At 34.6% G+C, this 14586-nt stretch carries 14 protein-coding genes; 12 read left to right on the top strand and 2 right to left on the bottom strand.

The annotated features are described in order from the left end of the window. Positions 1-35 precede the first annotated feature (35 nt). Positions 36-1277 carry a hypothetical protein gene (locus tag ACFSTE_RS02865; protein WP_378256358.1) on the top strand — a complete coding sequence of 414 codons (1242 nt, stop codon included), beginning with the start codon at positions 36-38 and terminating at the stop codon, positions 1275-1277. A 233-nt stretch (positions 1278-1510) separates the two neighbouring features. Further along, a complete protein-coding gene (locus ACFSTE_RS02870) occupies positions 1511-2914 on the top strand; it encodes a T9SS type A sorting domain-containing protein (RefSeq protein WP_378256357.1) in 1404 nt (467 codons plus the stop codon). A 275-nt stretch (positions 2915-3189) separates the two neighbouring features. Here the strand turns inward: ACFSTE_RS02870 and ACFSTE_RS02875 are convergent, their stop codons facing one another. Then, a complete protein-coding gene (locus ACFSTE_RS02875) occupies positions 3190-5766 on the bottom strand; it encodes a C10 family peptidase (protein WP_378256355.1) in 2577 nt (858 codons plus the stop codon). Between the two features lie 375 nt (positions 5767-6141). Here ACFSTE_RS02875 and ACFSTE_RS02880 point away from each other — a divergent pair, with 375 nt between their 5' ends. From ACFSTE_RS02880 to ACFSTE_RS02925, 10 genes are all read left to right on the top strand, one after another. Then, positions 6142-7983, top strand: a complete 1842-nt coding sequence (locus ACFSTE_RS02880) for a tetratricopeptide repeat-containing sensor histidine kinase (protein WP_378256353.1) — start codon at positions 6142-6144, stop codon at positions 7981-7983. Continuing rightward, on the top strand, positions 7980-8699 hold the full coding sequence (locus ACFSTE_RS02885) for a LytR/AlgR family response regulator transcription factor (RefSeq protein WP_378256351.1): 720 nt from the start codon (positions 7980-7982) through the stop codon (positions 8697-8699). Before ACFSTE_RS02880 ends, ACFSTE_RS02885 begins: the two co-directional genes overlap by 4 nt. 332 nt (positions 8700-9031) lie before the next feature. Next, a complete protein-coding gene (locus ACFSTE_RS02890) occupies positions 9032-9433 on the top strand; it encodes a hypothetical protein (protein ID WP_378256349.1) in 402 nt (133 codons plus the stop codon). A gap of 76 nt (positions 9434-9509) precedes the next feature. Next, positions 9510-9758 (top strand): hypothetical protein, encoded by a 249-nt coding sequence (locus ACFSTE_RS02895; RefSeq protein WP_378256347.1) that lies wholly within the window; start codon positions 9510-9512, stop codon positions 9756-9758. Positions 9759-9987: 229 nt separating this feature from the next. Further along, positions 9988-10605, top strand: a complete 618-nt coding sequence (locus ACFSTE_RS02900; protein ID WP_378256345.1) for a hypothetical protein — start codon at positions 9988-9990, stop codon at positions 10603-10605. 98 nt (positions 10606-10703) lie between these two features. Then, a complete protein-coding gene (locus tag ACFSTE_RS02905; RefSeq protein WP_176029312.1) occupies positions 10704-11138 on the top strand; it encodes a glycine-rich domain-containing protein in 435 nt (144 codons plus the stop codon). A gap of 15 nt (positions 11139-11153) precedes the next feature. Further along, positions 11154-12221, top strand: coding sequence for a hypothetical protein (locus ACFSTE_RS02910; protein WP_378256343.1), 1068 nt, complete (start codon positions 11154-11156; stop codon positions 12219-12221). A 140-nt stretch (positions 12222-12361) separates the two neighbouring features. Further along, a complete protein-coding gene (locus tag ACFSTE_RS02915) occupies positions 12362-12514 on the top strand; it encodes a hypothetical protein (protein WP_378256341.1) in 153 nt (50 codons plus the stop codon). A gap of 9 nt (positions 12515-12523) precedes the next feature. After that, positions 12524-12967 (top strand): hypothetical protein, encoded by a 444-nt coding sequence (locus ACFSTE_RS02920; protein ID WP_378256339.1) that lies wholly within the window; start codon positions 12524-12526, stop codon positions 12965-12967. 12 nt (positions 12968-12979) lie between these two features. Continuing rightward, positions 12980-13513: a GNAT family N-acetyltransferase gene (locus ACFSTE_RS02925; protein WP_378256337.1), complete on the top strand. Its 534-nt coding sequence runs from the start codon at positions 12980-12982 to the stop codon at positions 13511-13513. A 597-nt stretch (positions 13514-14110) separates the two neighbouring features. Here the strand turns inward: ACFSTE_RS02925 and ACFSTE_RS02930 are convergent. Beyond that, entirely contained in the window at positions 14111-14548 is a 438-nt protein-coding gene (locus ACFSTE_RS02930; protein ID WP_176029315.1) for a hypothetical protein, read from the bottom strand. Positions 14549-14586 lie beyond the last annotated feature (38 nt).

Consider the following 14586-nt stretch of genomic DNA (forward strand, 5'->3'; position numbering starts at 1 on the left):
TTTTTTTTATTTATTAATTTAATACCCCACTAATTATGAAAAAAACTCTTTATTTCATCATGTTAAGTATAGGAATACTTTCATGTTCAAAAGACAATATTGAGGAGAGTAACAATGCACTTAGGAATGAAGATCAAAAGGACAAGAAAGAAGTATCGCTTGTTTTTAATGATAACGATCCCAAAGCCAAGTTTATTCTAAAGGTAGCCCCGGATTATATCGAATTTAGCAAAGATGCCGATATTGACTTTGAGAAGTTAGAATATATGGTTGCAGGGCAGATAGACAAGGCTCCCGAAGGATTTTTGAGAAAAATCAAAAGTGTACGTCAAACAAATTCCAAAACGATTGTCGAAACAGTATCAGCTGAGTTAAATGACTTAACTCCGAATACAGATTACAAAACAGTTTATAATTACAATAATTTTAAAAAAGATTATGTAACTAAAACAAGTAATGGAGATGTAGTTACCTACTCGTTGGTATCTGATGGAACTAAGAAAAATATTTCTTTAGGATCATTTAACATTAACCTCAATCGTGTGATTTATGATGCAGATGGAAATCATTCAACAACACATGATCAGATTAAAGCTAATGGATCTGTAAAAATTCAGCCTTCGCTGGATTTAAAATTAAGAGTGTTTTTTGGATCTCTGCAAGAGTTTAAAAGTGTTGTAACCTTTAAAAAAACCACAAACTTGGATCTGACCTGGAATGTAAGTCATAGCTTATTTAGTCATTCCATACCAGTTGCAAAAATTAATTTACCACCCACTACTTTTTGGGCAGGATGGATTCCCGTAGTTGTAACGCATACATTAGATGTTACAATAGATGCAAATGGAAGTGTTAGTGCTTCTATAACAGGGGGATTGCAAGGAACTATCACTGTCAAAAAAGGAATGCATTATCAAAACAATAACTGGAAATTTATTCACGATGTGAATTCATCAGGAATACGATTCAAGCCTGTTACAGCAAGCGCGAGATTTGATGCATCTTTAATACTATCGGCAGGATTCGAGTCATCTTTTTACGGATCACTGGGAGTTGGTATTAAAGGAGGAGCAGGGCTCTATGCAGAAGGAAGTGTCAGTGCTAATACTGACGGAGAAGCGTCTATTCGTTGGTTTGGAGGAATTAAAGCAAATATAGGCTTGTATGCAAAAGCAGGATTATTTGGGATTCCCGGACTCACCTTTAGGTACGACCATCCAATCTATGATTATAAGTATCCACTAACTGAAGGTACAATTCCACTAGGTAAGCAGTAGTAAATATGCGTGTTTATAGGAATTAACCCAATGTTATAGTCAATTACTTTTCGGTTTTCTCAGTGACGTTTATGTTAGGTATAAAGTATAAACTCTAGTTTATTCGATCAATACCTATACTAGTAACACTGTGACTATCCACGTAGTTTTCTCTTTTCACAAATCAGGAAATACATCATTTTATACAGAGGACTCCGGAGGGTAATTGGTCTATAACTTCAAAAAAAAGTTATATGATACAAAAACAAAAAATTAGCAGAAAAAGACTTTCTTCCCTATATACGATAAGTACCCTATTCATTATTATCTTTCTTTTATCAAGCTTTCATAAGGAAGACAGGGATGAAGTTAACGGAAGAAAACTGTTGCCAGGTATTGATAAAGTAGAAAAAAGGACGAATGCACATTGCGAACTAACCGTAGAAATAAATGGAGATAAGGGATTGTGTGAAGATGATACAGTCGTACTTACTGCTGCCGTTTCCGGAATGTCAAAATGTGACAGTTGTAGTGAATATAAAGTGATTAATACAAGTCCTTGCATAGGAAAGCGGGAGCCACTAGTGTTAGATATTAGTAAGACCAGAAACTTCTTTTTCTTTTCTATTACAGAGCGTAAAGTAATGAGGAACGAAAACCTGAAATTAATTGATCATGGAGATGGAACAGCTATACTAACAGGTTATGTAAGGAATTCAAAGCGCTATAAGGTAGAAGTAAAATTCACGCAGAAGAAAAAGTATTCATATAAAGAACCTTATAAGAATGCTTGTGGAGGCACCTTGCATACTAAGGACTGGATATATTTTTGGGATTTTACTGGCTATATTAAAGAAGTTGGAGGTGGATTTTATATGAACATTTCCAAAAAAGGAGGTCCTGCACAAATAGGGAAAGGAGCGAATACGAATGAACGAGTGCATAATAAATTAGGAAGCTCTTTTTGGATAAAAGGATCCAATGGCTGGTCTGGTGATTTTCATTTAAATCTGGATTGTGTAAAACAGCTCAACACTAACCTATCATATAGGTGGTCTACCGGAGAACGTACGGAGTCGATACGTGTTCATGAACCGGGAACTTATACCGTAACTGTATCAGATTGCAACAATTGTAAGGCATCAGATACTGTAGCAATAATGCATCAAGATACTGCGATAGATGCAGGTCAGGATCAGACAATATGTCTGGGAGATGAGGCAGTATTAACAGTAGAAGGAGAAGGAGATATCTTATGGTCTAATGGAGAAACAACCCGGACGATTATAGTTCAACCTTTCGAAACTACAACATATTCGGTAGTCTTGACTAATAACGGTTGCAAGGTGGAAGATGAAGTCGTTGTTACTATTGGGGATTGCGGAATTGCTAAAATGAAGGTGTATCCTACAAAAATTAACAGAAATCAATCCCTGATTATAGATGCTTTGATGAATGGATATGGAAAGATAACTACATCCTTATATGATTTGTCAGGAAGAAAAATCCATACGTTTAAGGAGCAGCCTTATCAGAAGGGAAATAATAAACTTACCGTCTATATGCATACAGTACCAGTAGTTCTTCCGGGAATTTATATACTAAAATTAGAAGGAGACAACTGGATAAGAACAAGACGAGTTATTATCGGCTTGTAAAACAATAATTGCCTTGTTTGTTGGAATTTTTTTCCACGTTCTTTAATAAAACCTTTGAAGAAATATTTCTTCAAAGGTTTTTCTCTGTGTGACTCCCAACCACATACCCAGAGATATTTTTTATACCTGATAGACTAAAAAAAAATCTGTATAGGGAGTTCAATATTTGTTTAGGTGATGTCTACAAGATCGGTTTTGTTCGTATAAACATATTAATAGTAATCAGGAATATAAGGTAAGATCCCTTTGTGAAGAGATCTTACCTTTTCGATTGATTACTGTTTGACAATCATTTTTCTAGTCAATATGCTCTCAGATGTAATTAATCGAATAAAATACATGTTTTTTGTAAGTTTTGAAGCATCATAAGCAATACGATATGTTCCTTCTGCCAGATTCTTATGCAATACGGTTGCTATTTTTGTACCAGAGAAATCTACAATTTCCAGTGTAACCATTTCTTGCTTAGCTAGCGAAAATTGAATATCTGTATATGTGCTAACAGGATTTGGATAGTTTTGATAAAGTTTCGTGTGTTGTTTAGCAGAAACATTGGTTTTCTCCTGATTGAATTCAGTTGTAATAGCATTTTTACTTGCATGAGATGTGAATTCGATATTATCGATCCAGGCAGCGTCTTCTCCGCTAGAGACAGAATAGTCCTTTTTATATACCCAGCTTATCGTATGGCTTCCTTTAGGGATAGAGAAAGAAATACGTTGCCAGTCAAAAATACCACTCCATTTTTTTTCTTCTTTTCCATCAACCATAAATATCAGATAGTCATAATCTTTTTCAGAAGATATTTTAATGTCAAAATGCATATCCGTATTGGTAGCAAAATCTTTTGATATGGAAATACTGGTTTCTTGATTATCAGTGATTGTATTTGATTTAGAGCTATAGCCAAATGGAGAATGCGTATCTACAAGTTCCCAGGTTCCGTGCTTAAAAGAAAATGCAGCCTGACTGTAGTCTTTTGTTTCAAAATCAATAACAGAAGTATCTGTACCCGGAGTACCAGGCTTTATATAACGGATAACGTCAATCCATGCACGATCGGCCCCTTTCTTTACAGAATCATCTTTTACATATGACCACATAATGGTATGGGTACCTTCGGGAATAAGGTAACTTACAGTATTCCACTGAACTTCTCCACTCCATTTAGAAATTTCTTTACCATCGATATAAAATTTTAGGTAATCGTATTTCTCTTCAGAAGACACTTTGAAGTCAAAACTTAAAACGGTTTCTTGCGCAAATGTCTCGGTCATGCTTAACGAAGTACTGGTTTTATCTCCAATTTCGGGAGATGAAGCATGAAAGCGGGCATTGTCTGTTGTAATGATCCACTTTTTATTTCCTCCAAATGAAAAATTAGCCTGGGAGAAATCTCCAGTGGTAAAATCGATGTTTACCTGTTCTACAGATGTCCCTTTTTTTAGTACTTGAAGGTAAAATGTCTGCGTAGTAGCAGTAGCGGCATCTTTAACTTTTAATACTACTTTATGAACGCCTGTTGCAGTTTCAGGAGGAGTCCCTTCGAGTATGTATTGAGCATTGTGTTGCTCGATTTGTAACCAGGAAGGTCCTTCTGTTATTTCTATAGAAACAGCATCATCATTTTCGTCAAACGTTTGAATAGGATATTGGTATATCTCTGTTGTTTTGAGAATTGTCGATGGAGAAGAAGTGATAACAGGAGGGATGTTTGCAGGCTTTAAATTGATAATCGCAGCATTGCTTTTTACCCAATTGTGATCTCCGTTATGAGTAATCAGCTTGTTGAGGTAAAAATATCCGTTGGTTCTTCCTCCCCAACCCCAGTTGATATGAAAATAATCTCCCTGTTCAGTAATCTGATATCCATCCAGAACGAACAGATGTCCGGCAGGTTTAGTCAGTGTACTTCTTCCAGAGTATAAGACAGGTCTTCTTTCTTCCAGTTCTTTTTTCATTAAATCACTCCATGCTTGCTGAGAGTAGTTGTACTTGTTTACAAGTCTCGCAGCTGTATCGTATTTAAAATACGTTTTTAAAGCACCAGGCACATCATGAGTGTATGCTCCCGAAGATTTTGCCCCGTAGTTCATGTTTACAGCGACCCCGCAGTGAAATAACAACTTTGCATTTTCCTGATCAGGACGACTTTTAGACATGTGCTGCCAATTATATGTGGTTGCTCCAAAATTGGCAGAAATAGCTCCGTATTTAGAGTGATTGTACGTTTCGGATCCACGACCTGTTTTAGGAAATTCCCAATATCGGATAACCTGTGCCATAGCTGTAGCCACACAACCTACAAGAGCATGACCGTCTCTACCTTCCCCATCTTCAGGGCATTGTTTGTTCCAACCTGCTCCCTGACTGTATAAGATATCATCCATGAATGGAAGAACTTCATTGGTTTTTCGTCTGGATACTGGGTTTTTTAATAATTCCCAACCCTTATCCTTGTTATTGGATTTAGAAGTTTTGGAATACTCGATACTTTGGTAAACATACTTTTTGTAGTTATCCAGCCATTGAGTGATAGCAGGGTTTTCTACAGAAATGTCCAGTATACTTTGGTTGGAATACCCCAAAATAGGTTTGGCTGTATCATCAGCTGATATAATAATAAACCCTCCATTGGTGTAGGTGATAATGTAATATACCAAGGTGTTTTTATACTGAACCTCCTGAATGGTTTGTACTTCTTTTTTTACTGCAGATTTGCTGTTAGGGGTTTGAGAACCAATCCACTGATTGGCAATTTTAATCGCCGTGTTTCTGTCTATGGAGTTCGCATGGACATCAAAATAAAGAAGCAATAATAAACTAAATGTAATAGATAAAATTCTTTTCATTTAAGTTGGTTTTAATGTTAGAATGAATGGTTATTAACACGAAATTAAGAAAGTGATTTTTGGATTTTAAGATTTTTTGATACCAGTTTTGACACAATATATAGTCGAAAATTCAAGGAGATGAATCATTTTGATTTTGTAGGAAAGGCACTATTAAAAAAGTTAATACAACAGTGACCTTTTTGGAAAAAAAAAGGACGAATTGAAAAGTTTTTTTGAGAAAAATGAAGCTTTTTTTCTTAAAAAAATAAGAGATTTGATAGAAGAAATAGAGAGGATGTAATTTTTAATACTTCAGATTTGTATTACTTTAACAATTGTAATGTAGCGGATGTCTGTTTTTTTGCCTTATTTCCTTTCTCAAAAAAACAATCTATGATTTTTCGAATCATACTGGTATATATATGGATAGGGGGTGTCGGGATATCACTATGGTCTCAGGATACAAATTCAGTGCAGCTGGAAAATTTGTCTAAAAAGGCGGAAACACTGAAGAAAAAAAAGGATCTGGTTAATTATAGGTTTGTTTTAAAACAAATCGCCATATTAGCAGAAAAGGAAAAAAAGGATACTGTATTATTAGAAGCTTATAAGAATACTGGAAAGTCTTTTGAGAAAAATAAAGATTCGGTATTGCACTATGATAAGGAAGGAAAACGCATTGCAGATCAACTAGGGAATAAAAAATACAGTACAGAATTCACCTATTTAATTGCACAAACAGAAGTAGAAAGAGGAAATTATAAAGTTGCCTATGAGTTATTCCTGAAAGCCGAACAAGAAGCTTCAGAAAAACAATACTCTTTCCTGCCGAATTTGCAAACTGCTTTTGCAGAGTTGCATTACAGAATGGAGGAATATGAAATGTCATTTGAGAAATTAAAAAAGGCAGGAATACTTTTTAAAAAATTACAAAACGATCTGGGAGAATCCTCCATTTATAATAATTTGGGAATACTGTATAAATCGCGAAAAATTTTTGATTCGTCTTTATATTACCATCAGAAGTCCATTGCAATAAGTTTAAAGAATAAAGATACCGTTGGTATTGCATATTCCTATAATAATATGGGAGTAACCTATATGAATATGGAAAAAGATACCCTGGCGATGACTTATTTTGAAAAAGCACTTCACATAAAACCAGATAACCCCACTCATAGTTTGATTTCTAACTACGGTACAGTGATGATAAAACTCAAAAAATATGAGGTAGCAGAACGTTTTTTAAAAGAGGTACTGAATACTACCTATGAGTTACAGTTAAAAGTGACTGTGTTGGGAGAGCTTCAGAAAATACAGAAAAAAAGAGGAGCCTATAAAAAAGCATTGTATTATGCTAATATGGAGAGTGTGTTAAAAGATCAATTGATGGATGATAAGAAGTTCCTGGAAATATCAAAACTGAAAGCCTCTTATGAATTAAAACACAAAAATGCCGAAATAGCTCATTTAAAAGAGAAAAACAAATACCAGGAATTAGCCAACAGGCAAAATAGAATATTGATTGTCGTGCTGGTTATCGGGATTTTTTTAGTAATTATCTCGGGTTTTTTATATACTCGTAGTATAAAATTCAGAGACTTATCCCGGCAGTTATCTTTACAGCAACGGTTGTTGCGCTCTCAGATGAATCCTCATTTTTTATTTAACAGTATGGCAGCAATTCAAACATTCATACTTAGAAATGAAAATAAAAAAGCAGCTAGCTATCTGGCTAAGTTTTCTAAGTTAATGCGGGTTATTTTAGAAAACTCGAGAGAAGATCAGGTGAATTTCAAAACAGAATTATATGCATTAGAAGCATATTTGAGTCTGCAAAAGCTACGGTTTCAGAATCGGCTACAATATGAAATTATAGTAGATGATGAATTGGAAGAAGAAGAGTATGTGATTCCTCCGATGTTGTTTCAGCCATTTGTAGAAAATGCGATAGAACATGGTTTTTCAGGTGACAAAGAAGGATTGCTTACCATAACATTTTCTTTACGAGAAAAAACAATTTTATGTACCGTTCGGGATAATGGAATCGGATATTCCAAAACGAAAAAAAACAAAGGAAGAAAATCATTATCAATGGCAATTACCAGAGAACGATTAGAGATTTTTTCCAAAAAGATTAAAAAACCGTTGCATTTGGTTGTGGAAGATAGGGGGACAGAAGAAGCAGCTAAAGGTACGATTGTTAAACTTGATATTCCCATTATAACAATATGAATGTAATACTAATTGATGATGAAACTTCTATTCGGGAAGGATTAAAAATTCTCTTATCTGAAGAAGATATGACCATTATTGGAGAAGCTGCAAGTATAAAAGAAGGTATTTCTTTGATTGATGAAAGAAAACCGGAGCTGGTATTTCTGGATATACAATTAGAAGACGGCAATAGCTTTTCTCTGTTGGAACAATTGACTTTTAGAGATTTTAAGCTGGTTTTTATTACAGCCTATAATCAATATGCAATAAAAGCGTTTAAATATAATGCATTGGATTATTTGTTAAAACCGATAGACCCCGAAGAACTGCATGAAACCCTCCTTAGAATAAAAAAACAGGAAGAAAAAAATGCCATGGAAGCTCAACTAAAACGCGTGCAGGAGAACAAACAATTACAAAATCTAACCATAAATACCACACAGCGAATGCATATCCTGCCTATAGAGGAGATTATGTATGGACAGGCAGATCAGGGATACTCCACTTTTTTTATGAAAAATGGAAAAAAAGTGGTCGCTACCAAACCATTAAAAGAGTATGCAGCACTATTGCCAGAAGAAGTGTTTATTCGGGTTCATCAGTCGTATTTAGTAAATCAGCGCTATATAAAAAGTTATGATAGAGAAGGGATTCTTTATTTGTCTAATGAAGAGAAAATTCCGGTATCTGTAAGAAAACGCGTAGCGGTAAAAAAACGCCTGAGTCAGCGATAAACGACTTCTATGTAAGTCTATTGGGGATTCATATACATAAAGGCATTTGATTTTTGGGTAAATCCCGAAACATTTATATTAAGAGTACCGGGGATCATACATTTAGTGTTCTGGTATCGAGGAAAACATTCCATTTCATAAAGGAGGTAACGAATAGTAACTGGGATACTTCGAATAGCAACTCATCATACCTTTCGCAGAAAAACATATGTACCTTAGTTTAGCAGGTAAGTAACAGGATGAATCAATACTATGGATGGAGTCTTCCGGAATACTGCACCGCATTTATTAGAAACATTTTAAGGAAATCATAGAAATTAAAAAGCGTAATTATGAAAAAAAAGTTGCTGATTTCAGCACTAATGGTTGTGAGTGTATTTGTTTTTTCTTGTAAAAAGGGAACAGGTCAAGATCAAAAAGCAGAAGTGATCGCAGAAGAGAGTCAGCCAGTCGCATGGTTAAATGGAACTTATGTAAACCAGCAAGAGGATGCATTGCTTAAAGAGATCGTATTATGTGACGAAGGAAAAGCTTCTGTAAGTTCAGTAAGCAGAACATATACGATAGCTATCGAAAAAGGAAAAACAAAAATAACCGTATCGTCTAATGGAAATTTTGCGTTTTATGTATCCGAAGATAAGACAACACTCACTCCAGCCGACGCTTTCACCAAAGAATGGGGAACCAATGCCGTTTTCCTTTTGGATAAAGAAAAAGAACAAAGCTGTAAGTAAGAAATTACAAAAGGGTGCTATACTTTTAGTGTTGACCAATATGTAAGGTATAGTGCCTTTTTTTAAACCCCAATACATGATTGATAAATACTTTTTTAAAAGATTAACTGAAAAAGGAAAAATAGCCTATTTTATTATCCAGATTATACTCGTAGCCATCTTTTTATATGTCCTTTTCGGACAATTGGGATATCGTCTTGGGAGCTATAATTCGGAAGCAAGAACAGAAACATATATGGTGTTAATCCCCGGAGTGATTATTATCTCTTTACTATCAGGAGGAATAAGCCTGTTCTTTTGGAAAAAAACAGAAGAAATAGAATAATTATGTTCTTATAAGGAGGCTATCATTATATAATACGGTTGCTTATTATCATTAGAGAGAGCTCCCCAACTCATTCCTCTGATGATTAGCTATTAAAACATCTCTTATGTAAAGTGTATTATTGAAAAAGACGAATTCACGACAGTCGATATGCCTCCTGTTCAGCGTATTCATTTCCTAAAAAAAAACAGACCTTTCTCTCGGGAAATATATTTAATTGGGCTACAAAGTGACTACAGATATTTTTAGAATAATTGATCAGGGAATCGTTCAGGAGCTGGCAGTACATAGTACTTGTTTGGAGCTTTGCATTCCTACTGGTGATTATGAAAAGAACGCACAATTACTAATTGATATACAAGCAGTCTTTAAGCATGACCATAACCATCTTGAGGTAAGGGAAGATAAGCGAACCCCTGTGAGAATTCATACGGGAAGCCTGGATATCCCCTTAAAAGATATTCCCAAAAGAGATATTAAATCATTGGAAAATATCGAGGTTGATTATGAAGAAAAGAGAGGAGGGGATAAATCAGAAAGACAGGCTGTCTCTCCCGGAGCATTATATATTTATTTTCACGAACTATTTATTGAGACACATATCCGTTTTGTGTATGTAAAGAAAGGGGTTTTTCTTGTGCATATGCATGGAGAAACAGAGTTTGGGAAAGTATTCGAAATTACACAAAACATTCCGCTACAAGTGACAATCAGTTCTTTTGACATAAAAAAGAAAAGTAAAAAAGAGATGCTGTTGCTATTTAAAACCTATTTTGATACAGGAGACTTTGAATTACAATGGAAAGAAGAAAATAACGATGTGTATCTGAATGCCATAGTACCGTAATTTTTTTCTGTCTTTTCAGTAAAATATATTTTTAAATAGTCAAAAGCCACCAACTGTTTGTTATTTTTGAGTTTCGACAAAATAGTTAGGAGGTTATTATGAATCACGAAATACAAAGGGAAACAGCGATATGGACTAAAGAGTTACATGAAGAACTCCCTTTACTGTCGAAAAAATTGCACCCTCTTTCTGAGGAGAATGGGATAGAAACCATAGAATTATTAACAGAATTATTGCGTTTTTTAAAATTGGTATCACTTGTTCGGCATCCGATTACTCCATCGTATTTGGTCGATATGGCATGGCATGAATTTATTCTGTTTACCAAAAAGTATACAGCTTTTTGCGAAGAGAAGCTAGGTAGGTACATTCACCATACCCCGGATGACGATACGAAAAAAAATAGCAATAGATTTCAGCAAACGATCCGTTATTATATTCTGTATTTTGGAGAACCTTCAGCGGATATTTGGGGAAAAGAAGCAAATAAAGAATGGATGCTTTCTAATTGTGGAAGCTGCAGTACTAATTAAAACCGATCGCGTTAGATGTATTTTGAAGGAACGATAAAAATAGACCCGTTACAACTCACTAAAATAGAAAAAGTAAAACCTACAAAAGCATTTCGGAAAATGCTCTATTTTATGACCTTAGGACAGGTCTCTGATAAACAGGAAAGGGAAACTTTTACAGCCATTTCTATATTACAGCAATTAAACAGAGCCCTGATAAAAGAAGAGGTCACGAATATCATTCGCCTATCGCATGATGATATTGATTTTTATTTAGATGAAGAAGGGAAGAAAAATGACTTAAAAGAAGCATTCGATACCTATGATATTCGAATTGATGAATCCATGGCCATGTTTTTTTCTACTTTGTCGATGGTACTGGAACATGAAGACAAGGAGTATAAATATTTAATAGAAGCTGATATATGCAGGATTCATCAGGTAGGAGCATATCCTATAACAATAAAAGTAACTGGATTGCTAAAAGAATTTAATGCAGTTGGTAAAAAAGAAGAAGCGGTCGGTAAGCTCGTAGAAGGGGTATTTTCTTCTCAGCAGAAATACAACGAATACAAAGTGTCGAAACAGGCTATATTTGAGCAGTTTTTAGAACGCCTTTCTCTGAGCATTAAAAAAAATATCAGGATAGAAGATACGATTATTGATATTAAATCAAAAATTGTAATTCCGCAAGAAAAGATAACTTCCAAAACAGCTATACCGCATAGAACTGATAATGGATATAGAGGGATGTATACCGGATATTATGGATTTTCAGACTATATGTTCTATAGTTATTTGTGGTCATCTATGTGTCATTCTCACGGGGTCACCCTGCACGATACTCATTACGAAACTGAAAAAGGAGAGTATTTGGGGTATAAAGAAGAGCTAGAAGGAACTTCGTCATATTTAGATGATACAATCAATTCTGAAGAAAGAGAAGATATTTTTGATGAGCCGGTAACGGCAGAAGGAGAAGAAAGTAGTAGCTGGTTTGATTTTGATTCCTGGGGCGATAATGATGATACTTCATTCTCTTCATGCAGCTCATGCAGTTCGTGTTCATCATGTTCCTCCTGTGCTTCTTGTGGAGGAGATTAAAAAAATAAACATCTTTTTTCAATAAGAAAGAAGTGCTGTCTTATTAAGGTAGATAAAAGGGGAATTTGCAGGGAATCAAAATAATTTATTTCTTGTGGTATAAGTTTGAGAATCATTAGTCACAAAGAATTACTTACACCATGGGGAGAAATAAGAAAACAGATCCGAACCTCTTAATTGCAATAGGAGTATTAATCGCCAGCTTTGCAGCTTTGTTTGTCTATATGAGGCAGGTGGCTATCATGAGTGAACAAACAGAGATATTGCTACAGCAAACCAAGGCAAATGCCTGACCATATGTCTTGATTAATACAGGGAGAAGTTTTCATGATGATAATGAGATTAGTGAGTATAGATATGAGGTTTCGAATAAAGGAACGGGTCCAGCAATTATAGAAGGGGTAAAAATCACGTATAAAGGGGAAATAGCAAGGAACTGGAAGGAATTATACACAGCTTTAGAAGTTCCTGATACGATTCGAAAAGGGCATACCAACGAAATGATTTCTAACCGTGTGATATCTTCCGGGGGAAGTATTTTATTAATAGACTTTTCTAATAATAAAAAAGTTATGAAGTGGGTGTTTGAAAAAGCAAAAGATATCCATATAACGATCTGCTATAAATCAGTATTTGGAGAATTTTGGGAAATAAAAAGAGAAGGGTTTTACACCAATCTGGAAGCGACTAAGCGAACATCTGTAGTAGAAAATACTATCAGAGAAGAAGAAAGGTTTATTGAATAATAAAAACAGATAATGGAATTATTAGAAACAAAGAGATTTCAATTACGGGTTATTGAGGATACAGATATAGCTAATATACATCGAGGGTTATCACACCCAGAAGTAATAAAGTATTACGGGGTTCGCTTTTTGACCTTAGAAGCAACCAAAGAACAAATGCAATGGTATGCTGATCTGCTAGAGAATAATACCGGAATATGGTGGGGTATATACACTAAAGATACTCGAGAATTTGTAGGGGCAGGAGGATTTAACGATGCAGATAGTACTCATAAAAAAGCAGAAATAGGCTTTTGGCTTTTACCAGACTATTGGGGGCAGGGAATAATGAAAGAAGTAATGCCTGCTATTTTTTCATACGGATTTGATGTGATGGGACTCAATAGAATAGAAGGGTTTGTAGATCACGAAAATGAAAAATGCAAGAAAGCACTACAGAAGATCAATTTTCAATATGAAGGGACAATGAGAGAGTCAGAAGTAGAAAATGGTCGTTTTATAGATGTGGATATTTTTGCCAGGCTTCGGAAGGATGCAGAGAGCTGAAAGCTTCAAAAAATAAGTAACAAAATTTTAGTTCATAATGATCTAAGGTGTTTTTAAAAAAACAGTTTTGCTATGGAGAATACCTGCTTTTGAGATTAACGATTACTTTGGAAAGTGATATAGTGAAAAGGAAATAGTAGGGGAAATCCTTTCATTACTCCGTTATTTTTATCGATGATTGTGTGTTTTTGTCGGATGAACAGTAAAAAATACGCGTTTTTACCATAACCAACTTATTATCAATATGTAGTACCTTAGTATTCGGATAAAGGGGTTTGTCCATTTTCTTGAAAACAACTTGAATGTTTTTTTTGAACTAAATGATTTCATGTCAAAATAGGTTGCTATAAACAGCAACCTATTTTTTTTAGAGTGTTATCTGGGAGGAAAATTGTTAAAATACAGACAGCTCTCATGTATTGAGAGCCATCAGCGTAAAAATTAAATTATCAATAGGTAATTAGTAAAATACGTATATTCGCATTATGAGTAATTTTAATACCTGGTGGATGAAAATTCACCCCCTTGTGCGAAGAATCATTCGAGTGGCAATTATAACCATGATTCTATTTTTTATATTTCGTTTTTTTGGTCTTATTAATTAGATAGAATTGTAATCTCTTTTTGAATTTCAGTTTCCATAAAATCCAACGTATCATTTCTTAGCTTCCATTCATTATATAATACATTCCCTTTTTTTTCTGGAGTTATAATGGCATTTTTTCGTTCCAGTTTTTTTAGAACCCAATTCACAATAGAAAATCGGGAAGTGTTTTTTTCAGGAGTAATCACATTACATTTTATGTTCTTTCGATGATTGAGTATTCTGGATTGTGTCTCCGGAGATAGAATAGCAGCATTGTACAGACATAAAAAATCATCCATGGATACAATATGCTCGAAATGCAATGACTGAGAAGGGTCAATATGATTTCCTGTGTATAGATTTAAATACTGAGTATTTATTTCTTTTTCCAGCGATTTTTTTACTTCATAAAAATCACGCTCGTAGATATCTGATATATAGGTTTTCATAAGAGGTCTTTTAATTATATATGACAAAGCTATGGGGA

This window comes from Aquimarina hainanensis, assembly GCF_042684685.1.
Taxonomy (GTDB): domain Bacteria; phylum Bacteroidota; class Bacteroidia; order Flavobacteriales; family Flavobacteriaceae; genus Aquimarina; species Aquimarina hainanensis.

Bases quoted from the DNA above. Each gene is read 5' to 3' on its own strand.
- ACFSTE_RS02865 (WP_378256358.1), top strand. From the start codon at position 36: ATGAAAAAAACTCTTTATTTCATCATGTTAAGTATAGGAATACTTTCA.
- ACFSTE_RS02870 (WP_378256357.1), top strand. From the start codon at position 1,511: ATGATACAAAAACAAAAAATTAGCAGAAAAAGACTTTCTTCCCTATAT.
- ACFSTE_RS02875 (WP_378256355.1), bottom strand. From the start codon at position 5,766: ATGAAAAGAATTTTATCTATTACATTTAGTTTATTATTGCTTCTTTAT.
- ACFSTE_RS02880 (WP_378256353.1), top strand. From the start codon at position 6,142: ATGATTTTTCGAATCATACTGGTATATATATGGATAGGGGGTGTCGGG.
- ACFSTE_RS02885 (WP_378256351.1), top strand. From the start codon at position 7,980: ATGAATGTAATACTAATTGATGATGAAACTTCTATTCGGGAAGGATTA.
- ACFSTE_RS02890 (WP_378256349.1), top strand. From the start codon at position 9,032: ATGAAAAAAAAGTTGCTGATTTCAGCACTAATGGTTGTGAGTGTATTT.
- ACFSTE_RS02895 (WP_378256347.1), top strand. From the start codon at position 9,510: ATGATTGATAAATACTTTTTTAAAAGATTAACTGAAAAAGGAAAAATA.
- ACFSTE_RS02905 (WP_176029312.1), top strand. From the start codon at position 10,704: ATGAATCACGAAATACAAAGGGAAACAGCGATATGGACTAAAGAGTTA.
- ACFSTE_RS02910 (WP_378256343.1), top strand. From the start codon at position 11,154: ATGTATTTTGAAGGAACGATAAAAATAGACCCGTTACAACTCACTAAA.
- ACFSTE_RS02915 (WP_378256341.1), top strand. From the start codon at position 12,362: ATGGGGAGAAATAAGAAAACAGATCCGAACCTCTTAATTGCAATAGGA.
- ACFSTE_RS02925 (WP_378256337.1), top strand. From the start codon at position 12,980: ATGGAATTATTAGAAACAAAGAGATTTCAATTACGGGTTATTGAGGAT.
- ACFSTE_RS02930 (WP_176029315.1), bottom strand. From the start codon at position 14,548: ATGAAAACCTATATATCAGATATCTACGAGCGTGATTTTTATGAAGTA.